This is a genomic window from Pseudonocardia nigra, from assembly GCF_019396355.1.
Taxonomy (GTDB): domain Bacteria; phylum Actinomycetota; class Actinomycetes; order Mycobacteriales; family Pseudonocardiaceae; genus Pseudonocardia; species Pseudonocardia nigra.
Genome location: NZ_JAHKRK010000142.1, coordinates 1 through 20,073, shown reverse-complemented (window position 1 = coordinate 20,073; position 20,073 = coordinate 1). Strand labels below are relative to the sequence as shown.

Annotated in this window: 21 protein-coding genes and 1 pseudogene; 8 read left to right on the top strand and 14 right to left on the bottom strand. The window is 73.3% G+C overall.

All coding sequences use genetic code 11. The features are described 5' to 3' along the window. On the top strand, positions 1-876 hold an 876-nt coding region (locus tag KME75_RS27545; RefSeq protein ID WP_219417799.1), incomplete at its 5' end, for a hypothetical protein. 701 nt (positions 877-1,577) lie between these two features. Here the strand turns inward: KME75_RS27545 and meaB are convergent. Together meaB and KME75_RS27535 are read right to left on the bottom strand one after the other, a co-directional pair. Beyond that, on the bottom strand, positions 1,578-2,561 hold the full coding sequence (gene meaB, locus KME75_RS27540; RefSeq protein ID WP_219417798.1) for a methylmalonyl Co-A mutase-associated GTPase MeaB: 984 nt from the start codon (positions 2,559-2,561) through the stop codon (positions 1,578-1,580). A 9-nt stretch (positions 2,562-2,570) separates the two neighbouring features. Continuing rightward, entirely contained in the window at positions 2,571-3,761 is a 1,191-nt protein-coding gene (locus KME75_RS27535) for an acetyl-CoA C-acetyltransferase (protein WP_219417797.1), read from the bottom strand. A gap of 142 nt (positions 3,762-3,903) precedes the next feature. Between KME75_RS27535 and mce the strand changes: the two genes are divergently transcribed. The 3 genes from mce to KME75_RS27520 all read left to right on the top strand — a co-directional run bounded on the left by mce (position 3,904) and on the right by KME75_RS27520 (position 7,130). Further along, positions 3,904-4,335: a methylmalonyl-CoA epimerase gene (gene mce, locus KME75_RS27530; protein WP_219417796.1), complete on the top strand. Its 432-nt coding sequence runs from the start codon at positions 3,904-3,906 to the stop codon at positions 4,333-4,335. Between the two features lie 117 nt (positions 4,336-4,452). Continuing rightward, on the top strand, positions 4,453-5,784 hold the full coding sequence (gene ccrA, locus KME75_RS27525; protein ID WP_219417795.1) for a crotonyl-CoA carboxylase/reductase: 1,332 nt from the start codon (positions 4,453-4,455) through the stop codon (positions 5,782-5,784). 89 nt (positions 5,785-5,873) lie between these two features. Then, complete coding sequence (locus KME75_RS27520; RefSeq protein WP_219417794.1) at positions 5,874-7,130, top strand: coiled-coil domain-containing protein; 1,257 nt, start codon at positions 5,874-5,876, stop codon at positions 7,128-7,130. A 33-nt stretch (positions 7,131-7,163) separates the two neighbouring features. Here KME75_RS27520 and KME75_RS27515 read toward each other — a convergent pair whose 3' ends face one another. Continuing rightward, the gene (locus KME75_RS27515) at positions 7,164-8,057 is read right to left on the bottom strand and encodes a haloalkane dehalogenase (protein WP_219417793.1); all 894 of its coding nucleotides are present in this window, start codon (positions 8,055-8,057) and stop codon (positions 7,164-7,166) included. Positions 8,058-8,088: 31 nt separating this feature from the next. Next, positions 8,089-8,517, bottom strand: coding sequence for a nuclear transport factor 2 family protein (locus KME75_RS27510; protein WP_219417792.1), 429 nt, complete (start codon positions 8,515-8,517; stop codon positions 8,089-8,091). Positions 8,518-8,609: 92 nt separating this feature from the next. On the opposite strand from KME75_RS27510, the gene KME75_RS27505 reads away from it, so the two are divergent. Continuing rightward, a complete protein-coding gene (locus KME75_RS27505) occupies positions 8,610-9,059 on the top strand; it encodes a MarR family winged helix-turn-helix transcriptional regulator (protein ID WP_219417791.1) in 450 nt (149 codons plus the stop codon). 21 nt (positions 9,060-9,080) lie between these two features. Here KME75_RS27505 and KME75_RS27500 read toward each other — a convergent pair whose 3' ends face one another. The 7 genes from KME75_RS27500 to KME75_RS27470 all read right to left on the bottom strand — a co-directional run bounded on the left by KME75_RS27500 (position 9,081) and on the right by KME75_RS27470 (position 15,211). Then, positions 9,081-9,386, bottom strand: a complete 306-nt coding sequence (locus KME75_RS27500) for an Rv1322 family protein (protein WP_219417790.1) — start codon at positions 9,384-9,386, stop codon at positions 9,081-9,083. A gap of 8 nt (positions 9,387-9,394) precedes the next feature. Continuing rightward, entirely contained in the window at positions 9,395-11,179 is a 1,785-nt protein-coding gene (locus tag KME75_RS27495) for a 3-hydroxyacyl-CoA dehydrogenase family protein (RefSeq protein ID WP_219417789.1), read from the bottom strand. Positions 11,180-11,260: 81 nt separating this feature from the next. After that, the gene (locus KME75_RS27490) at positions 11,261-12,745 is read right to left on the bottom strand and encodes an aldehyde dehydrogenase family protein (protein WP_219417788.1); all 1,485 of its coding nucleotides are present in this window, start codon (positions 12,743-12,745) and stop codon (positions 11,261-11,263) included. 34 nt (positions 12,746-12,779) lie between these two features. After that, positions 12,780-13,205: a type II toxin-antitoxin system VapC family toxin gene (locus KME75_RS27485; RefSeq protein WP_219417787.1), complete on the bottom strand. Its 426-nt coding sequence runs from the start codon at positions 13,203-13,205 to the stop codon at positions 12,780-12,782. Then, complete coding sequence (locus tag KME75_RS27480) at positions 13,202-13,423, bottom strand: type II toxin-antitoxin system CcdA family antitoxin (protein WP_219417786.1); 222 nt, start codon at positions 13,421-13,423, stop codon at positions 13,202-13,204. Before KME75_RS27480 ends, KME75_RS27485 begins: the two co-directional genes overlap by 4 nt. A gap of 22 nt (positions 13,424-13,445) precedes the next feature. Beyond that, positions 13,446-14,105, bottom strand: a complete 660-nt coding sequence (nucS, locus tag KME75_RS27475; protein WP_219417785.1) for an endonuclease NucS — start codon at positions 14,103-14,105, stop codon at positions 13,446-13,448. Between the two features lie 131 nt (positions 14,106-14,236). Beyond that, positions 14,237-15,211 carry a helix-turn-helix transcriptional regulator gene (locus KME75_RS27470; protein WP_219417784.1) on the bottom strand — a complete coding sequence of 325 codons (975 nt, stop codon included), beginning with the start codon at positions 15,209-15,211 and terminating at the stop codon, positions 14,237-14,239. Between the two features lie 42 nt (positions 15,212-15,253). Between KME75_RS27470 and KME75_RS27465 the strand changes: the two genes are divergently transcribed. Next, positions 15,254-15,793, top strand: coding sequence for an NUDIX domain-containing protein (locus KME75_RS27465; RefSeq protein WP_308283132.1), 540 nt, complete (start codon positions 15,254-15,256; stop codon positions 15,791-15,793). 50 nt (positions 15,794-15,843) lie between these two features. Beyond that, a pseudogene (locus KME75_RS27460) lies at positions 15,844-16,969 on the top strand (acyl-CoA dehydrogenase family protein). A 10-nt stretch (positions 16,970-16,979) separates the two neighbouring features. On the opposite strand, the gene KME75_RS43725 reads toward KME75_RS27460, so the two are convergent. From KME75_RS43725 to KME75_RS27450, 3 genes are all read right to left on the bottom strand, one after another. Further along, positions 16,980-17,366 carry a cytochrome P450 gene (locus KME75_RS43725; RefSeq protein WP_308283131.1) on the bottom strand — a complete coding sequence of 129 codons (387 nt, stop codon included), beginning with the start codon at positions 17,364-17,366 and terminating at the stop codon, positions 16,980-16,982. Between the two features lie 9 nt (positions 17,367-17,375). Next, positions 17,376-18,212, bottom strand: a complete 837-nt coding sequence (locus KME75_RS27455) for a cytochrome P450 (RefSeq protein ID WP_246632951.1) — start codon at positions 18,210-18,212, stop codon at positions 17,376-17,378. Between the two features lie 65 nt (positions 18,213-18,277). Next, entirely contained in the window at positions 18,278-18,985 is a 708-nt protein-coding gene (locus tag KME75_RS27450) for a TetR/AcrR family transcriptional regulator (protein ID WP_219417782.1), read from the bottom strand. Between the two features lie 142 nt (positions 18,986-19,127). Here KME75_RS27450 and KME75_RS27445 point away from each other — a divergent pair, with 142 nt between their 5' ends. Continuing rightward, the gene (locus tag KME75_RS27445; protein WP_219417781.1) at positions 19,128-19,901 is read left to right on the top strand and encodes an enoyl-CoA hydratase-related protein; all 774 of its coding nucleotides are present in this window, start codon (positions 19,128-19,130) and stop codon (positions 19,899-19,901) included. Positions 19,902-20,073: the final 172 nt, after the last annotated feature.

Here is a 20,073-nt window from a genome sequence, read left to right as displayed (position 1 = left end):
GAGGGCGCAGGGGCGGTCGCGGCGGCCGAAGAGCTGCGGGCCGGCCTCGCGGCCGCGGCCGCCGTCGACCGCGCGGGGGTGCGGCTGTGGTGGGAGCAGCTCGCCGCAGCGCGCAGGCTCGACGACGAGCTGGGTGCCTCGGGGGCCGCCGAGCTGGTGCGCGCCCAGGTCGAGCAGCTCGACACGACGCTCACGCACACGGTGCCGCCCCCTGCCCGGGCCGCGGTCGCGGCCGTGCTGTCGGCGGCGGCCGCGCTCGCGGGGGCGCAGGAGCTCGACCGGGCGCGTCCGGACCTCGCGTGGCGTCGCTATGACCGCGCCCGGACGGCCGCCGAGGAGGCCCGCGTGCCCGCGGCACAGGCCGTGGCGCTGGCGGGGCAGGCCGCGGTGCTGGTCGACGTCGGCGAGCCCGCGGCCGCGATCGCGCTGCTCCACGGCTTCGACACGGAGATGCCGCACGCCGCGCAGGCCCGGCTGGCGGCGGCCAGCGGCCTGGCCAGCGCAGCAGCGGGGGACGGCGATGGCGCGCGGCACGGCATCGCCGGGGCCGAGCGGGCGCTGCGCCGCACGGTGGTCGACGTCGCGGCGCCCCCGCAGGAGCCCGCGGTCGAGCTCGCCGACCTGCACCGGTGGCACGGCCGCACGCTGGTCACGCTCGGCGATGCGGCCGCCGTTCACCCACTGCGGCAGGCCCTCACGGCCGGACCCCGCTCGGCGCGCCACCGTGCCGCGGTGCACGCCGACCTCGCCATCGCGCTCGCCGCGGACCGGCCCGACGAGGCCGCCGAGCACGCGCGCCGGGCGCGGGAGCTGGCCGCGGGGATCGGATCGCACCGGATACCGGCACGCCTCTCCGCGCTCGGGAGGCCGCGGTAACCGCCCCGCGAACCCCACCCACGCCTCCCGCTGCGTCAGGAGAGGCGCGATCGCCTCGAGATGACGGTTGTCGTTGTCCCCGCTGTCATGCTCCCGACCGCTACGAGAGCGCAGTCTTCGTCCTCCAAACGACACGGATGCGCATCTCACGCCGATCATGACTCCCGCCGCGGGACCACCGGCCGGTGATCCCCGCGAGAGTGCGCTCGTCGCCCTCCCGACTGCGGAGACGCACATCTCGCAGCGATCATGCTCCCGCGGGGGCACCGCCGACCGGTGATCGCCGCGAGAGTGCGCTCGTCGCCCTCCCCACTGCGGGGATGTTCATCTCGCAGCGATCATGGCGCTGCCGACCGCCCCGAGAGCGGAGTGTTCGTCGTCCGAACTGCCCGGATGCGTATCTCGCAACGATCTTGCTCCCGCGCGGGAACCGCCGCCCGGTGATCGCCGCGAGAGTGCGGTTGGCGCCCTCTCGACTGCGAAGACGCGCATCTCGCAGCGATCATGGCTCCCGCCGCGGGACCACCAGTCCATGATCGCCGCGAGCGCGCGGTTCTCGTCACCTGAACTGCCCGGACGCGCATCTCGCAGCGATCACGGCGCCGACCACCTCGAGAACGCAGTATCCGTCCCCCGAACTGCACAAGTGCGCATCTCGCGGCGATCTCGGCCGGGCACCGGCCCGGAGCCCGCCGGATCGCTCAGTCCCGGCCGAGCGCTGCCACGAGCTCGTCCGCGGCCCGGTACGGGTCCGTCCGGCCGGTCACGACCCAACGGGCCAGCTCGGGGAGCCCGCGCGCGCCCCGCAGGTCGCCGATCCGGGCCCGCACCTGCTCCAGCGCGATGGCCTGGATCTCGGCCTCGGCGCGGGCGAGCCTGCGGCGGTCGCGCTCCCCTCCCGCGTCGAGCCACACGCGGTGCTCGTCGATCGCCGCCACCACCTCGGACATGCCCTCGCCCCGCGCGGCCACGGTGCGCAGCACCGGCGGCCTCCAGCCGGCGCCACCCGCGTCGTCGCCGAAGGTGAGCATGTGCCGCAGGTCGCGCACGGTCTGCCGGGCACCGTCGCGGTCGGCCTTGTTCACCACGAACACGTCGGCCACCTCGAGGATCCCGGCCTTGGCCGCCTGCACACCGTCGCCCATCCCGGGCGCGAGGAGCACCAGGGTGGTGTCGGCCAGCCGCACCACGTCCACCTCGGACTGTCCCACGCCCACGGTCTCGATCAGCACGACGTCGCAGCCCGCGGCGTCGAGCACGCGCAGCGCCTGCGGGGTGGCCCAGGCCAGCCCGCCGAGCTGCCCGCGGGTGGCCATCGAGCGGATGAACACGCCCTCGTCGGTGGCGTGCTCGCCCATCCGCACGCGGTCCCCGAGCAGGGCACCCCCGGAGAACGGCGACGACGGGTCCACGGCGAGCACGCCCACCCGCCGGCCCTGCTCGCGGAGGGCCCGCACCAGGGCGGAGGTCGACGTCGACTTTCCGACACCGGGCGGCCCGGTCACGCCCACGACGTGCGCACCGCCTGCGTGCGGAGCCAGCGCGGCGGCCACCTCGCGCAGCATCCCGGGATCTCCCCGGCCGTCGGCGCCGTCCTCGACCAGCGAGATCAGCCGGGCGACGGCCAGGTGCTCACCGCGCCGGGCCCGCTCGACCAGGTCGGGAACTCCGGCTCGCCTGGCCACGGGACCGGGTCAGCTCGACGCGGGCACGCGGACGATCAGGGCGTCGCCCTGGCCACCCCCGCCGCAGAGCGCGGCGGCGCCCACGCCGCCGCCGCGCCGCTTGAGCTCCAGCGCCAGGTGCAGCGCGATGCGGGCGCCGGACATGCCGATGGGGTGCCCGAGCGCGATCGCGCCGCCGTTGACGTTGACCTTCTCCTGGTCGAGGCCGAGCTTCTTCATCGACACCAGCCCGACCGCCGCGAAGGCCTCGTTGATCTCGACGAGGTCGAGGTCGGCGGGCTCGATGCCCTCCTTGCGGCACGCGGCGGCGATCGCGTTGGCGGGCTGCTCGTGCAGGCTGGCGTCGGGCCCGGCGACCACGCCGTGGGCGCCGATCTCGGCGAGCCACGGGAGGCCGAGCTCCTCGGCCTTGGCCTTGCTCATCACCACCACGGCGGCCGCACCGTCGGAGATCTGCGACGACGAGCCCGCCGTGATGGTGCCGTCGGAGGAGAACGCGGGGCGCAGCTTCGCAAGGCTCTCGCCGGTGGTCTCGCCGCGCACGCCCTCGTCGGTGTCGATCACCTTCGGGTCGCCCTTGCGCTGGGGCACGGTGACCGGGGCGATCTCCTCGGCGAAGGTGCCGTCGGTGGCGGCCTCGGCGGCGAGCCGGTGCGACCGCGCCGCGAACGCGTCCTGGTCCTCGCGGGTGACGCCGTAGCGGGCGTTGAACTTCTCGGTGGACGCGCCCATCGGCAGCTGGTCGAACGCGCAGAACAGCCCGTCGTGCGCCATGTGGTCGAGCATCGTCACGTCACCGAACTTGAACCCGGCCCGCGACTTGGGCAGCAGGTGCGGCGCCTGCGTCATCGACTCCTGGCCGCCTGCCACGACGATGTCGAACTCGCCCGCCCGGATCAGCTGGTCGGCGAGCGCGATCGCGTCGATACCCGACAGACAGACCTTGTTGATCGTGAGCGCCGGCACCTCCATCGGGATGCCCGCCCCGTACGCGGCCTGCCGGGCCGGGATCTGCCCTGCGCCCGCTGTGAGCACCTGACCCATGATCACGTACTCGACCTGGTCGGGGGCCACGCCGGCCCGCTCCAGCGCCGCCTTGATGGCGACCGAGCCGAGCTGGGCGCCGTTGAAGTCCTTCAGCCCGCCCGACATCTTCCCCATCGGGGTGCGGGCGCCGGCGACGATCACGGATCCGGACACAGTTCCTCCAGCGGCTGCTCTGGCGAGGGTCACCCGACGATACCCAGCGTGGTTGGCACCCACCGGGTCGCGTGGACCGATCAAGGCGGTGATGCCGGGCACAAGCGCACGTCAACCCGGTGTTCGCGGCTACATTCCCGGCATGGGAGAGCACGAAGTCCTTGCGGTCGACCACGTCGGGATCGCGGTCGCCGACCTCGACGCGGCGATCGAGTGGTACGCCTCGACCTTCGGTCTGGTCGCCACCCACGTGGAGACCAACGAGGAGCAGGGCGTGCGCGAGGCCATGCTGTCGGCGCCCGGCGACACCGGCGCGGCGATCCAGCTGCTCGCGCCGCTACGCCCGGACTCGGCGATCGGCAAGTTCCTCGACCGCAGCGGCCCCGGCATCCAGCAGATGGCCTACCGAGTGGCCGATATCGACGCCACGTGCGCCGCGCTCCGCGAGCAGGGCCTGCGGCTGCTCTACCCCGAGCCGCGGCGTGGCACGGCGAACTCCCGCATCAACTTCGTGCATCCGAAGGACGCGGGCGGCGTGCTCGTCGAGCTCGTGGAGCCGGCTGCGGCGCACTGATCGCGACCGCCCCGGTCAGGTGGTGGGGCTCACGCCCGCCGCCCCTCCCGATTTCCGCTACCGCCCAGTAACTTCCACATCACGGACAATCACGACTCGAGCCAACGGAGGCCAGCCGTGCAGCAGATCCTCGATGCCATTCTCGCCGACCAGTACGACGCCGTCGGCGCGCTCGACGTGCCCGACCACTACCGCGGCGTCACCGTGCACGCCGACGAGGTGGAGATGTTCGCGGGGATCCCGTCCCGGGACAAGGACCCCCGCAAGAGCCTGCACCTGGACGAGGTGCCCACGCCCGAGCTGGGCCCCGGCGAGGCGATCGTCGCCGTGATGGCGAGCGCGATCAACTACAACACCGTCTGGACCTCGATCTTCGAGCCGGTGCCGACGTTCGGCTTCCTGCAGCGCTACGGGCGGCTCTCGCCGCTGACGAAGCGCCACGACCTGCCCTACCACGTCGTGGGGTCCGACCTGGCGGGCGTCGTGCTGCGTACCGGGCCCGGCGTCACCGCCTGGAAGCCGGGCGACCGTGTCGTCGCGCACTGCCTGTCGGTGGAGCTGGAGAGCCCGGACGGCCACGGCGACTCCATGCTCGACCCCGAGCAGCGCATCTGGGGCTTCGAGACGAACTTCGGCGGCCTCGCCGAGCTCGCGCTGGTGAAGTCCAACCAGCTGCTGCCCAAGCCCGCCCACCTCACGTGGGAGGAGGCGGCCTGCCCCGGCCTGGTCAACTCCACCGCGTACCGACAGCTGGTGTCGCGCAACGGGGCGGACATGAAGCAGGGCGACACCGTGCTGATCTGGGGCGCGTCCGGCGGCCTCGGCTCCTACGCCACCCAGTTCGCCCTCAACGGCGGCGCCACCCCGGTGTGCGTGGTCTCCTCGCCGCAGAAGGCGGAGATCTGCCGGTCGATGGGGGCGGAGCTCATCATCGACCGGAGCGCGGAGGGCTACCGGTTCTGGCGCGACGAGCACACCCAGGACCAGAAGGAGTGGAAGCGGCTCGGCGCCAAGATCCGCGAGCTCACCGGCGGTGACGACCCGGACATCGTGTTCGAGCACCCGGGCCGGGAGACCTTCGGCGCGAGCGTGTACGTCGCCCGCAAGGGCGGCACGATCGTGACCTGCGCATCGACCTCGGGCTACGAGCACAGCTACGACAACCGCTACCTCTGGATGAACCTCAAGCGGATCGTCGGTTCGCACTTCGCCAACTACCGCGAGTCCTACGAGGCCAACCGGCTGATCGACAAGGGCCTGGTGCACCCCACGCTGTCGAAGGTCTACCCGCTCGCGGAGACCGGGCAGGCCGCGCTGGACGTGCACACCAACAGCCACCAGGGCAAGGTCGGGGTGCTCGCACTCGCCCCGGAGGAGGGCCTGGGCGTCACCGATCCGGAGAAGCGCGAGCAGCATCTGCACGCGATCAACCGCTTCCGGGGGGTCTGAACAGTCACCCGTCCCGCACGGGTGAGCCTGTTCACCACGGAGCGTGCACACCGGGCACCGGCGGGAGTGCCCCCGGTACGGTGAGGTTCATGGCCGGAGACCCCGCTGCGCCCCCGTCCGACACCGGCTTCGAGGTCGTCCGGAGGGGCTACGACCAGGGACAGGTCGACGCACACCTGCGCACGCTGGACGCGGAGATCCGCATCCTGGTGGCGGATCGGGACGCGGCGATCGACCAGTCGGCCCAGCTCACCCGGGAGCTCGACAACGCGCGGGTGCGGGCCGAGAACCTGCGCGCGCAGGTTCGCTCGCTGGTCAGTCCGCCGCAGAGCGCTCAGGGCATGAGCGAGCGGATGCGGTCCATGCTGCGGCTGGCCGAGGACGAGGTCGCCGAGATGCTGTCGCGCACCGAGTGCGAGGTCTCCCGACGTATCCGCGATGCCGAGCAGCAGGCGGCGCAGACGGTGGCGGCGGCGAAGTCGGAGGCGGCCGCCATCCGGGCCGCGGCGCAGGCCGACGCCGAGCGGACGACCCGCGAGCTGGCGCAGGCACGTGCCGCTCTCGACGGCGAGCGCGAGGCCGCGGAGCAGGAGCGGGCGAGGGTGTGGGTCGAGTCCGAGGCGCGCCGGGCGCAGGTGGAGGAGGACTTCGCGATCGCGATGGACCAGCGCCGCGCCCAGGCTCTGGCCGCCCTCGCCGAGGAGCAGGAGGCGGCGCGCCGGCAGGCCGACGAGACGCGCGAGTCGGCCGCCGCGCAGGGCCGCAGCACGGTCGCGGAGGCCGAGGCCGCCGCGCGTGCGATGCTGGCGGAAGCCGAGCGCCGGGTCGCGGAGCTGGACGCGATCCGGAGCCGCATCGCCGAGCAGCTCGGCGAGACGCACGGCGTGCTGGGCCGGTCGCTCACGGCGCTGGCCCTCCCGCCCGAGCAGCTCAACGGGTTCGCGACGCGGTCCGTCGCCGACGCGCGGGCCGTCGCCGCGTCGACCGGCTCGAACGGCAGCGGCGCGGCCTACGCCGCCACCAATGGCGCAAAGCGGCCATCGCCCGTCGTCCGGAACAGGAAGCGGCAGGCCGCGGGCGAGCAGTCCGACGCCGGGCCGGACGGGGCGGGCGCCGCCGAGGATCCGCCCGTCGGAGACGCCGGTCCGGCCGCGGCGCCGACCTCCGACCGGACCGGAGCCGACGGCGACACCGCCCCCGCCACCGCGAACCAGGACACCGCCGACCGCGGCAGTGCGAGTGACAGCGGAAGCGGAGGCGCCGACCCGGCCGGCGGGAACGGTGACCGCAAGCCCACGCCGCGCCGGCGCCGGCGCCGCTCGAAGGCCGGCACCGGCCGCCGCTGACACCCGATCGGGCTCGCCGCTGCGACCGGCGTTCTACGCGCGAGTGCCCGTCGACGCCGCCTCGCCCGACCTGAGCCGGTGCCGGGCCGTCCAGTCGGTGATCGCCCTGGCAATGGCCTCGGGCTGGTCCTCCGGCGCCATGTGGCCCGCCGGTCCGCAGTGCTCGATCTCGAGGCCGGCGATGTTCGCCGCGCACCAGGCGGTCATCTCCTCCCCGATCATGAGGGTCGGGGACGAGTCGAAGGTCAGGAGCAGCTTCGGGACGTCGTGGCTGTCCCCCAACCAGTCGTCGTAGTCGGCGATACGGGCGACCACATCTGCGGGTTCGCCGTCGAGCGGCATCGCGCGTGGCCATTCCAGCAGCGGGCGCCTGCTGTCGCGGGTCGGGTACGGCCGCCGGTACGCCTCCAGGTCCTCGTCGCTCAGCCCGGTCAGCACGGTCTGGCTCAAGGCCTGCTCGATGAACACGTTCCGGTCGAGCACCAGCGTCTCGCCGACCCCGGGCGTGCGGAACGCCTCGAAGCGCGACCGCGCACCAGCCGGGAACTCCTCCCAGGTCATCGGCCGCAGAATCGTCTCCAGGAAGGCGATGCCGCGGACCCGCCCGGGATGCCGGGTCGCCTGGTCGAAGGCGAGCGCCCCACCCCAGTCGTGCCCGATGAGCACGACGTCGTCCAGTCCGAGCTCGTCGAACCAGGCGTCGAGGTACCGGGCGTGGTCGGCGAATCCGTACGGGATCTCCGGCTTGCCGGAGCGGCCCATTCCGATCAGATCGGGCGCGAGGCAGCGGCCGGGTTCGCCCATTCTCGGCAGCACGTGACGCCAGAGGTACGACGAACTCGGGTTGCCGTGGAGGAAGACCAGCGGCGTTCCGCTCCCGGTCTCCTCGTAGTACATCGTCGAGTCCAGCACGTCGATCGCGGGCATGTGAGGTGTCCCTCTCGTGGCGGGCGGATGCTCAACCGGCCAGGGCCGGGACGTTCCCCTCGGCCCAGAGCGGGACCGTCTCGACGCTGGTCAACCGCCACCCCTCGGGCGTCCGGCGCGCGCCGAGGCGGTACACCTCGCCCATCTGCAGCGCGGGGCGCCGATCCGGGCCCCGGTCCACCATCGTCACCAGCGCGTTCGCGCGGACGGCCGCGGTGTCGGCGCCGAGGTCGATCAGCGCCGCGCCGAGAAGGTGCTGGGTGGCGCTCTTCGTCGAATGGATGCGCGCCGCCTGGGTGACCAGGGCGTCGATGCCCTCGGCGAGCCCGCCGGGCGTCCGGGCCGTCGCGTCCGCGGTGAAGATCCCGCGCAGGTCCTCGTAGCGGCCGTCGTCGAGACAGGCGGCGAGCCGCTGCACCAGCTGGTCGATCTCGCACCGATCCGTCAGGTTCCGGCTCATGTCGACTCACATTCGTTGGATTCACCAATGTTGGCACCGCCAACGATAGCGTAGAATCGTGGGCTGCACCAACTGTTGACTAGGATCGCGACGTGGACAGTGCATCGGCGCCCGCCCGGCTCCGGGCCAGGCCCAGTTGGCTCCTCAACCAGGCCGCCCTGCCCGCGCAGCGGCTCGTGGCCGACGGGCTCGCGACGGTCGGCGCCCGCCGCCCGCACTTCTCGGTACTCGCCGCACTCGACGAGTTCGGGCCGGCCAGCCAGGCCGCGCTGGGGCGGCGGTGCGGCATCGACCGCAGCGACATGGTCGCCCTGGTCAACGACCTCGCCGCGGCGGACCTGCTCCGGCGCACCCCCGATCCGCAGGACCGCAGGCGCAACGTCATCGCGATCACCGAGGCCGGCCGCGAACACCTGCACACGCTGAACCGGCTGCTGGACGAGACCCAGGAGGAGCTGCTCGCCCCGCTGTCGGCCGCGGAACGCGAGCAGCTGGTGCGGATGCTGACCGCGGTCGTCGACCACCACGGGCGTGCGCGCTGACCCCGGACCGTGCGCGGTTCGTCAGTACCGGCGCCGCCCCGGCCGCCGCCGGAGGCGGGCACCCCAGCACGCCGTGTGCCAGTGCCTGCGGTCCTCGACCGACCCCCACTCGCCGGACGGCCAGGTGACCAGGTGGCCGGTGCCGGCCGGAATGAGCTGGTCACAGCCCGGGCAGCGGTAGTCCTTCCCCGAGGACGAGCCCGGGACGCTGCGCACCAGCCAGTCCCCGTCCGGGCCGGACTCCGCACGCGTCAGCGCCGCCGAGCGCAACGGAACGTGCGCGTCGACGGCACGTGCGGAGCGCCGCGGCCGGTTGGAACGGGGCATGGCAGCTGCTAACGCGCGGCGTGGTCCCGGAAGCCGTGGCCGGTCTTGCGGCCCAGCCGACCCGCCGTGACCAGGTGTTCCAGCAGCGGCGCCGGCGCGAACCCGGACAGCCGGAACTCCTGGAACAGCGACCGCTCGATGGCCAGCGACACGTCGAGCCCGACGACGTCGAGCAGCTCGAACGGCCCCATCGGCAGCGCACAGCCGGTCTTCATGGCGGCGTCGATGTCGTCGGCGGTGGCGTAATGCGCCTCGAGCATCTTCACCGCGTCGTTGAGGTACGGGAACAGCAGCGCGTTGACGATGAAGCCCGCCCGGTCCCCGCACGACACCGGCACCTTGCCCAGCCGCGCGCACAGCGCGAGCGCGGTGGCGGCGACGTCGCGCCCGGTGGTGATCGTGGAGACGACCTCCACGAGCTTCATCGCCGGAGCCGGGTTGAAGAAGTGCAGCCCGACCACGTCCTGCGGCCGGGACGTCGCCGCGGCGCACTCCACGACCGGCAGCGACGACGTGGTGGTGGCGAGGATCGCGCCCGGCTTGCAGATCTCGTCGAGCGCGGCGAACACCGCCCGCTTCACGTCGAGCTCCTCGGCCACGGCCTCGATGACGAGATCGACGTCGGCGAAGTCCTCCAGGCGGGTGGTGCCGGTGATCCGGGCGAGCGCCGCCTCGCGCTCCGGCTCGGTCAGCCGCCCGCGGACCACGGCCTTGTCGAGCGCCTTGCGGATCCCGGCGACCGCGGTATCCACCTTCGAGTCGCTGCGGCCCCGCATGACGACGTCGAGGCCGGCCTTCGCGAGCACCTCGACGATGCCCGACGCCATCGTGCCGGTGCCGAGCACGCCCACGCGCTGCACGTCCCGGACCGGGACGTCCTCGGGCACGGTGCCGGACGGCGTCAGCGCGTCGGGCACGACCTCGGAGCTGTGCGGCTTGGCGTAGGTGTAGAAGCCGCGACCGGTCTTACGGCCGAGCAGCCCGGCGGTCATCATCTGCTTGAGCAGCGGCGTGGGCGCGTGCAGCGGGTTGCGCGACTGCCGGTACATCGTCTCGAGGATCTCGTAGGACGTGTCGAGGCCGATCAGGTCGAGCAGCGCCAGCGGGCCCATCGGATAGCCGCAGCCGTAGCGCATGGCGGCGCCGAGGTCCTCGCGGCTGGCGTAGTGCGCCTCGTACATCCGCGCCGCGTGGTTGAGGTAGCCGAACAGCAGCGCGTTGGCGATGAACCCGGCCCGGTCGCCGATGACGACCGGCACCTTGCCCAGCGACTCGGCGAAGGAGCGCATGTCGTCGACCACGTCCGGCTCGGTGACGACGGTGCGCACCAGCTCGACGAGCTTCTGCACCGGGGCCGGGTTGAAGAAGTGCATCCCGACGACCTTGCTGGGCCGCCCGGTGCGCACCGACAGCTCGGTGACCGACAGCGAGGAGGTGTTCGACGCGAGGATGACGTCGGGCCGGCAGATGCGATCCAGGTCCGCGAGCATGCGACCCTTCAGCTCCAGGCTCTCCGGCACGGCCTCGACGACGAGATCGGCGTCGGCCAGGTCGGCCAGCGACGTGGTGGTGGTGATGCGCCCCAGCAAGGCGTCCGCGTCCTCCTGGCTGAGCTTGCCGCGGCCGACCGCGCGCTCGGTGGACGTCTGCAGGTGCGCGCGCCCCCGCTCGACCGCGTCGGTGTCCACCTCCGCGGCGATCACCTGCAGCCCGTTGCGGGCGAACACCTCGACGATGCCGGCACCCATCGTGCCCAGGCCGACGACGCCGACCGTCCGGAACTCGCGTGTCACCCGTCTACCTCCCGCAGTCGCTGAGGGATCCTCGCGCGGATCCTCCCATCCGCCGGCGCTCCAGTGGGGCGCCTGTGACGCCTACCTCCCGTGCCGGAACCGGATGATCCCGACCAGCGCCCGCATCCCGCCCGCGGTCCGCGCGAAGCTCGTCACCGGGATGGGCAGGGCGAACCGCTGCCGCGCCACCGCCTGCGGACGGGTGAACTCGCGCAACCCGTCCTCGCCGTGGATGCGGCCGAAGCCGGAGTCGCCGACTCCACCGAAGGGCAGTGCGGGGATCCCGGCGAACGAGATGATGCCGTTGATCGCGACCATCCCGCACCGCAGCCGGGCGGCGATCTCCTCGCCGCGGGCTTTGGCGAACACCGTGGCGCCCAGCCCGTAGCCGGTGGCGTTGGCGCGGCGGACGGCCTCGTCCACGTCCGGCACCCGGTTGACGACGAGCAGCGGCCCGAACGTCTCCTCGGTGACGGCCGCGCTGTCCTCGGGAACGTCGACGATCACCACCGGCTCGACGAACGGCGGGCGCACCGACTCCGCACCGCCGACGACGGCCCGGCCGCCGCGGGCGAGCGCGTCCTCGACGTGGCGGCGCACGACGTCGGCCTGCGCGGGCATCGTCATGGGCCCGAAATCACCGGTGGAGCCCGCCCGCAGCCTGCTCGCCTTCGCGGTGACCCGCGCGACGAACTCGTCGGCGACGGTGTCGACCACGTACACCCGCTCGACACCCACGCAGGTCTGGCCCGCGTTCGACATGCCGCCCCACACGGCCGCGTCGGCGGCGGCCTCGAGGTCGGCGTCGGCGTCGACGATCAGCGGGTCCTTGCCGCCGCACTCGATGAGCACCGGGGTGAGCGACTCGGCGCAGGTGGCCATCACCCGCTTCCCGGTGACCGTCGAGCCGGTGAAGGCGATCTTGCCGACGCCCGGGGCCCGGCACAGCGCGGCGCCGGTCTCCCCGAAGCCCGTGACGACCTGGAACAGCGGTCTGCCGTCGACGATCTCGGCGAGCGAGTCGGCGAGCGCCACCCCGACGCCGGGCGTGAGCTCGCTGGGTTTGAACACCACCGCGTTGCCCGCGGCGAGGGCGTAGGCGATCGATCCCATCGGCGTGAACACCGGGTAGTTCCAGGGGCCGATCACGCCGACGACGCCGATCGGCACGTACGCCAGGCTGGCGGCCTGGTTGCCCATCAGCAGGCCCGAGGAGACCTTGCGCCGCCTCAGCACCTTCTCGGCGTGCTTCGCGGCCCAGTCGAGGTGGTCGACGGCCAGCACGAGCTCCAGCCGCGCGTCGTCGAGGGGCTTGCCGGTCTCGTCGGCGACGACGTGGGCGAGGTCGTCGAGCTTGCGGACCAGCACCTTGCGCCACTCGCCGAGCCTGCGGCGGCGCTCGGCGAACCCGAGGTCCGCCCACCACTGCGCGGCCTGGGCGGCCCGGGCGACAGCGGCCTCCACGGCGGCGGCGTCGTGCACCGGGTGGGTGCCGACGACGTCGCCCGTGCGCGGGTCGAGCGACTCGAACGTGGCGGGCTCAGTCGGCGCCTCGGCTGCGGTCATTACCCAAGAGTAACGGCGTCGCGGACCGCCGCACCTATCCCTCGCGTGGCGGGGGGATCGGCCCGGGCCCGGACGGGGGCACCCGCACCTCGCAGGGCGTGTTCGCGCCCGCAAGCCGCCGATCCGTGGTCACCAGCGGGCAGTCGAGCTCGTCGGCCAGAGCGACATACAGCCCGTCGGCGACCCGGATGTGCTCGCGAAGGGCGAACGCGCGGCGGACGTGGGCCGCGGAGGGCGTGACCAGCTGCTGGGGTGTACCGAGCGCCGCATCGAGGGCGATCCTGGCCTTCTCGGGCGTCAAGACTCCGGCACGCACGAGCCGCGCAAGCGCCGAGAGAACTTCCGCTGGCTGATGGGACGGAGCGGCAACATCCTCCTCGTCCAGCAGTCCGAGGATCCAATCCGCGTTCTTCTGAGCCAGGACGACGTCGACGAGGGCCGAGGCATCCAGAACGATCACTCGCCGAACTCCGCGCGGACCTCGTCGAGGAGGGCAGCGGAGTCGACAACCACGTCAGCAGGGCGTGGCAGCGCACGCATCCGAGACACCCACTCCTTGCGGTCCGACGTGCGGATAGCCCGCTCGACCGCATCCTGGGTCAGCGCCGACAGCGGGAGCTTGCGCTCCTGCGCGGCACGGTAGAGGTCGTCAGGCAGGTAGACGCTGACCTTGGGCATACCCCCAGAGTACCCCCATCGTCTAGAACAGCCGCAGGTCGTCGGACTCCACGCCGCGCAACGCGTTGTAGTCGACGACCACGCAGCGGATCCCACGGTCCTCGGCGAGCGTGCGCGCCTGCGGCTTGATCTGCTGTGCGGCGAACACCCCGGCCACCGGCGCGAGCAACGGATCGCGGTTCATCAGCTCCAGGTACCTCGTGAGCTGCTCGACGCCGTCGATCTCCCCGCGGCGCTTGATCTCCACGGCCACGCTCCCGGCGTCGGCGTCGCGGCACAGCAGGTCGACCGGCCCGATCGCCGTCATGTACTCCCGCCGGACCAGCGTGTACCCCTCGCCCAGGACGGCGGGGTGTGCCGCGAGCAGCTCCTGCAGGTGCGCCTCGACGCCGTCCTTCACCAGGCCGGGGTCCACGCCCAGCTCGTGCCGGGTGTCGTGCAGCACCTCGTCGATGGTGATGACGAGCGACTCGTCGGCCTTGTTGCGCACCGTCCACACCCCCGGCTGCTCCTCCAGCCAGCAGGGCGGGCTCATCCAGTTCAACGGCTTGTAGGCGCGGTCGTCGGCGTGGATCGACACCGAGCCGTCGGCCTTGACCAGCAGCAACCGCGGCGCCATCGGCAGATGGGCGGTGAGCCGGCCGACGTAGTCCACCTGGCAGCGGGCGATGACGAGACGCACGACGGCGAGCGTAGGGGCAACCCACGGGCACCGGGCGTTCCCCCGCCCCGACCCGGCGTCGGCAAGGTGGCCACACTGCCGTCCAGTGGCGGTATGGCCTTGCCGGCGTTCGCGGCGGCGCGGGCGGGCGCTCAGGGTGGGGCGTTGCGCTCGGCCAGCGCCGTTCCCGCGGCCGCCAGGGCGGCGCGCAGCTCCGGCGGGTGCAGTGCCTCTACATCCCCGCCGAGCCCGGTGAGCTGGGACGCGGCCACCTCCACGGCCTCGACGTCGAGCTCGACCTCGCGCCATCCCTCGGCATCCGGGGGTCCGGCGGTGGCGACGGCCCGCAGCGCGGCGTCCGGGTCGGTGACGTGCGGCAGCAGCCGCAGTCCGCGCCGCCCGAGCCGCAGCCGGACGGTCTCCCGCAGCAGGGTGCCCTCGAACCGGCTCGCCGCGTCGGCCCACCAGCCGACGAGGTCGAACTCCTCCGGCCGCTCGAACGTCTCCCCACTCGGCTCGGCGGCGACGATCCGGTCGACCCGGTAGGTGAGCAGGTGCCCGCTGGCCGAGCGCGCCGCGAGGTACCAGGTGCCGGCCTTGAGCACGAGGCCGAGCGGGTCGATCGTCCGCTCCACCTCGTCGTCGCGGCGGCGGTAGGAGATCCGCAGCCGCCGCTGCTCCCACACCGCCTCGGCGACCGCGGCCAGCTGCGTCACCTGGTGCGGCGTGTGGAACCAGCCGGGGGCGTCCAGATGGAACCGCTCGGCGACGGTGCGGGCGTGCTCGCGCATCTCCGCGGGCAGGGTCGCGAGGACCTTCGCCTGCGCGCCGGCCAGTGCCGCGCTCATCCCGAGCTCGGCGAGCACCTGCGGGGCCCCGACGGCGAAGATCGCCGCTGCCTCCTGCGCCGTGAGCCCGTCGAGGCGGGTGCGCCAGCCATCGATCATCCGGATGCCACCGCCGCGGCCCGGCTCGGTGAACAGCGGCACGCCGGCCGCGGAGAGCGCCGCGACGTCGCGGTAGATCGTGCGCTCGGACACCTGCAGCTCCCGGGCCAGCTCGGCGGCGGTCGCGCTGCGGCGGCGCTGCAGTGTGAACAGCAGGGTGACCAGCCGGGACGCGCGCACCCCGCGATGGTGCCCGATCCGGGCACCGGGCACCGTAGGGACGTGGAGACGCTCAGCAGTCGCCAGGTCTACGCGAACAACTGGATGACCGTGCGCGAGGACGCCGTGCGCAGGCCCGACGGCACAGACGGCATCTACGGGGTGATCGACAAGCCCACCTACGCCCTGGTCATCCCGCGCGACGGCGACCGGCTGCACCTCGTCGAGCAGTTCCGCTACCCGGTGCGCCGCCGCCGCTGGGAGTTCCCGGCCGGTACGGCCCCGGACCGCGCCGAGGTCGACCCGGCCGACCTCGCCGTCCAGGAGCTCGAGGAGGAGACCGGGCTGCGCGCCGGACGCTTGGAGCTGATCGGGCATCTCGACGTCGCGCCCGGCATGTCCAGCCAGACCGGCACCGTCTGGCTGGCCACCGACCTGACCGCCGGTCCGACCCGCCGGGAGGCCACCGAGCAGGACATGCGCGCCGCGTGGTTCACGGCGCAGGAGTTCGAGGCCATGGCCGCCCGCGGCGAGATCACCGACTCCCAGAGCCTCGCGGCCTACCTGCTCCTCACCCTGCACGACCGGCGGCGCGGCGCCTGACAGCGGCTGCCCTTGACCGGGTTCGGCCCACCCCGGCACGCTCCCCCGCCATGGATCTCCGCGAGACCGACGAGCAACGACTCCTGCGCTCGTCGGTGGCCGCGATGGCGGCGAAGTACGGCCACGACTACCTGATGGGCAAAGCACGCAGCGGCGGCAAGACCACCGAGCTGTGGGCCGATGCCGGCGCGTCCGGCTACCTCGGCGTCGCCGTCCCCGCGGAGTACGGCGGCGGGGGCGCCGGCATGGTTGAGCTCGCCATCGTCGCCGAGGAGATCTCGGCGGCGGGGTTGCCCGCTGCTGCTCATCGTCGTCTCGCCGGCCATCGCCGCCACGGTGATCGCCACGTCCGGGACCGCGGAGCAGAAGGAGCGCTGGCTCCCCCGGTTCGCCGACGGCTCGGTGCGGATGTCGTTCGCCATCACCGAGCCGGACGCGGGTTCGAACTCCCACCGCATCACGACGACCGCGCGCCGCGAACCCGGCGGTGGCTGGCGGCTCTCGGGCACGAAGGACTACATCTCCGGTGTCGACGAGACCGACGCGACGCTGGTGGTCGCCCGGCTGGAGGACGCCGCCTCCGGGACGCTGCGTCCCGCGATGTTCGTCGTGCCCACCGACACGCCGGGCATGACCTACCGCCCGATCGAGATGGCGATCAGCTCGCCGGAGAAGCAGTTCACCGTCCACTTCGACGACGCCCTGCTGCCGGCCGACGCGCTGGTGGGCGGCGAGGACGCGGGTCTCGCGGCGCTGTTCGCGGGGCTCAACCCGGAGCGGATCGCGGTCGCGGCGTACTCGAACGGGCTGGCCCGCTGCGCCCTGCGCAAGGGCGTGGGCTACGCGAAGGACCGCACGGTCTGGGACGTCCCGATCGGCGCCCATCAGGCCGTCGAGCTGGCCAGGCTGGCGACCACCCGCGCCGCGTGGCTCTACGACGAGCGCGACCCCGGTGCGGGCGAAGCGGCGAACATCGCCAAGTACGCCGCCGCCGAGGCCGCGATCAACGCGGTCGACGCCGCCGTGCAGGCCCACGGCGGCAACGGGATGTCCGTCGAGTACGGCGTCGGCACGCTGATCGGCGCCGTGCGCGCGGCCCGCATCGCACCGGTGAGCCGGGAGATGGTCCTCAACTACATCTCCCAGCACACCCTCGGCCTGCCGAAGTCCTATTGAGGCCCACTGATCAGCCCAGCCGCAGCGGCAGCCGCGCGAGCCGCCGCATCCCCGGCATCGGCATCCATTCCGGCTCGGCGTCGAGCGCGAGCCCGGGGTGGCGCTCGACCAGGGCGCGCAGCGCCACCTCCCCCTCCTGCCGGGCGAGCGCGGCCCCGAGGCAGTAGTGGGCGCCGTGGCCGAACCCGACGTGCCCCTCGCCGCGCCCGGCCGGCCGGCGGGTGACGTCGAGCCGGTCGGGTTCGGGGTACTCGCGCGGGTCGTGGTTGCTCGACACCAGCACCGGCTGGACGATCTCGCCCGCCCGGATCAGCTGCCCGCCGACCTCGACGTCCTCGGCCGCGAAGCGGATCCGGGTGGCGAGCACCGGCCCGCCCCAGCGCATCAGCTCGTGCACCGCGCCCGGTCACAGCGACGGGTCGGCCCGCAGCAGCTCGAGCTGGTCGGGGTGGCTGAGCAGCGCGAGCGCGCCGTCGCCGATCAGGTGCGCCGTGGTCTCGTGCCCCGCGAGCACGAGGGTGATCACCATGGTCACCATCTCGACGTCCGACAGCCGGTCGCCGTCGTCCTCCTGCGCGCGGATCAGCCCGGTGAGCAGGTCGTCGCCCGGCTCCTCACGGCGTCGGCGGATCAGGTCGTGGACGTGGTCGACCATGTCGCGCAGCGCCCCGGAGAACGTCTCCGGGTTCATGGCGAACAGCGCGTTGCCCCACTCCCGCCAGGACGGGCGGTCGGCCTCCGGCACCCCGACGAGCTCGCAGATCACGGTGATCGGGAGCGGGTAGGCGTACTCCGCGACCAGGTCGGTCGGGGACGTGAGGCCGTCCAGCAGCGCGTTCGCGATCGCCTCCACCCGGGGCCGCAGCTCGCTCACCCGGCGCACCGTGAACGCGCGCGACACCAGCTTGCGCAGCCGGACGTGGTCGGTCCCGTCCATGTCGAGGATGGATCCGGTCACGTAGGCGGCGAGGTCGGCGGGGACGCCGAAGCGCTCCATCAGCACCTTGTCGCGCACCCGGCCGACGTCGACGCCGGGCACGGAGCCCGGCTTGTTGACGAACCGCGGGTCGGCGAGCACCGCGCGGACGTCCTCGGCCCGCGTCACGAACCACGCCGGGCTGCCGTCCATGGCCCGCCCCAGGACGACCGGCGCCTGCTCGCGGAGCGCTCCGTAGCCGCCGTAGGGGTCGGCGATGAGATCCGGGTTCATGAGGTCCGGTTCGACGGACGGGGTCGCGGTCATGTCTGGCTCCGTTTCCGGTGCCGCTCGCCCCGGGGCCGCGCAGATGCTGGCTACGCAAGCTCCGCTCAGCGGACGCGGCGGCGCCACTCGTGGTCGATGTCCTCGATGAGTGATCGGTAGAGCTCGGCGACGACGGGCGCGAGGCGCTCGAGCTCGGCGGTCGGCGGTTCCGGGACCTGCAGCGCGGCGGCGACGGCGTGCTCCAGGAGCGCGCCGCGCGCGTCCGCGTCGAGATCCGCACCGCCCACCGACATCCCGTCGACGACGAAGAAGCCGGTCCCGATGGCGGCGAGGGTGTAGCGCAGGGCCTCGACCGAGAGGTCGCTGCGCAGGCACCCGGCCTCCTGGAGCAGCCGCAGGTGCTCGCCGAGCGTTTCCTCCCGGCGTGCGGCGAGCCCGCCGAGGGTGTCGGTGGCCTCGTGCACGAGCCTGCCGAGCACCTCGGCGTCGGCGAAGTACAGCGACCGGGACACCGGGTCGGCCGTGAGCTCCCGGTAGACCGACCGGGTCACGCGCGCCGGCAGCACGTGCTCCGGGTCCGCCGCGATCCGGTCCGCCATCCGCTCGACGACCCGGCGGTGGACCCGCAGCAGCACGGTGAGGAACAGCGCGTCCTTCGTGCGGAAGTGCAGGTAGACGGTGCCCTTGCCGATGCCGGCCTGGCGGGCGACGTCGTCGATCGTGACGCGCTGGTAGCCCCAGCGCACGAGCAGCTCCGCCGCCGTGGCGAGCAGGCGATCCACCCGGGTTCCCGCCACGTCCGGCGCGGCCATCGACACCTCCTGACTTCGTGACCAGATTCGCCGATCTGGTCATACGGTCAGCGTAGGAGCAGCCCGGGGTCGGCACAAGGACGATTCCGCCGGCGGTCGGGAGCCCTGTCCGGGCCGCGCTCGCCCGGCTACCGTTGCCGGCATGGCCGACTACGAGCACCTGCTGGTCAAGCAGGACGGGGACACGGTCCGGATCACGATGAACCGCCCCGAGCGACGCAACGCGCTCTCCGAGCCGCACCTGCGGGAGCTGCTCCACGCGTTCGAGACGGCCGGGCGCTCCGACGCCACCGGCATCGTGCTCGGCGCGGAGGGCAAGGCGTTCTCCGCGGGGCACGACTTCGCCGACGTGGCCGCGCGCGACCTCGCGGGCGTCCGCGACCTGCTGCAGCTGTGCACCCGGGTGATGCGCACGATCCAGGAGGTGCCGCAGGTCGTGATCGCCCGCGTCCAGGCGATTGCGACGGCGGCCGGGTGCCAGCTGGTGGCGTCCTGCGACCTGGCCGTGGCCGCCGAGTCGGCCTCCTTCGCGCTGCCCGGCGGCAAGGGCGGCTGGTTCTGCCACACCCCCGCCGTGCCCGTCGCCCGGAACGTCGGGCGGAAGCGACTGATGGAGCTGGCACTCACCGGCGACCCGGTCGACGCGGCCACGGCCGCCGAGTGGGGCCTGGTCAACTACGCCGTGCCCGACGCCGAGCTGGACGCCCGCGTCGACGACCTGCTCGCCCGGGCCACCCGCGGCAGCCGGTTCGGGAAGGGCGTGGGGAAGCAGACCCTCTACAGCCAGCTCGACCGGCCCGAGGCGGACGCCTACGCGATCGCCGTCGAGGTGATGGCGGCGCTGTCGCAGAGCCCCGGCGCGCGCGAGGGCATGGCGGCGTTCCTGGAGAAGCGCAAGCCGGAGTGGCCGGACTGAGCACGTCGTACCGCGCGAACGGCACCTTCGTCCGATAGGTCTGCCCGAAAGGTGACATGTGGCGGGACCCCCTCGGCACGGAAACATCGGTCCCGTGGGAACCAGACCGTGGTTCTGATGGTGCTCGAGGAGGTCCCGATGGCGATCGTAGGCGGGTTGGATCTGCACCGGA

What these genes read in the sequence shown, in the direction of transcription:
- mce (WP_219417796.1), top strand. Translation starts at nt 3,904, where the DNA reads ATGGGAGAGCACGAAGTCCTTGCGGTCGACCACGTCGGGATCGCGGTC.
- KME75_RS27520 (WP_219417794.1), top strand. Translation starts at nt 5,874, where the DNA reads ATGGCCGGAGACCCCGCTGCGCCCCCGTCCGACACCGGCTTCGAGGTC.
- KME75_RS27515 (WP_219417793.1), bottom strand. Translation starts at nt 8,057, where the DNA reads ATGCCCGCGATCGACGTGCTGGACTCGACGATGTACTACGAGGAGACC.
- KME75_RS27510 (WP_219417792.1), bottom strand. Translation starts at nt 8,517, where the DNA reads ATGAGCCGGAACCTGACGGATCGGTGCGAGATCGACCAGCTGGTGCAG.
- KME75_RS27500 (WP_219417790.1), bottom strand. Translation starts at nt 9,386, where the DNA reads ATGCCCCGTTCCAACCGGCCGCGGCGCTCCGCACGTGCCGTCGACGCG.
- KME75_RS27490 (WP_219417788.1), bottom strand. Translation starts at nt 12,745, where the DNA reads ATGACCGCAGCCGAGGCGCCGACTGAGCCCGCCACGTTCGAGTCGCTC.
- KME75_RS27480 (WP_219417786.1), bottom strand. Translation starts at nt 13,423, where the DNA reads ATGCCCAAGGTCAGCGTCTACCTGCCTGACGACCTCTACCGTGCCGCG.
- KME75_RS27455 (WP_246632951.1), bottom strand. Translation starts at nt 18,212, where the DNA reads ATGACCGCGACCCCGTCCGTCGAACCGGACCTCATGAACCCGGATCTC.
- KME75_RS27450 (WP_219417782.1), bottom strand. Translation starts at nt 18,985, where the DNA reads ATGGCCGCGCCGGACGTGGCGGGAACCCGGGTGGATCGCCTGCTCGCC.
- KME75_RS27445 (WP_219417781.1), top strand. Translation starts at nt 19,128, where the DNA reads ATGGCCGACTACGAGCACCTGCTGGTCAAGCAGGACGGGGACACGGTC.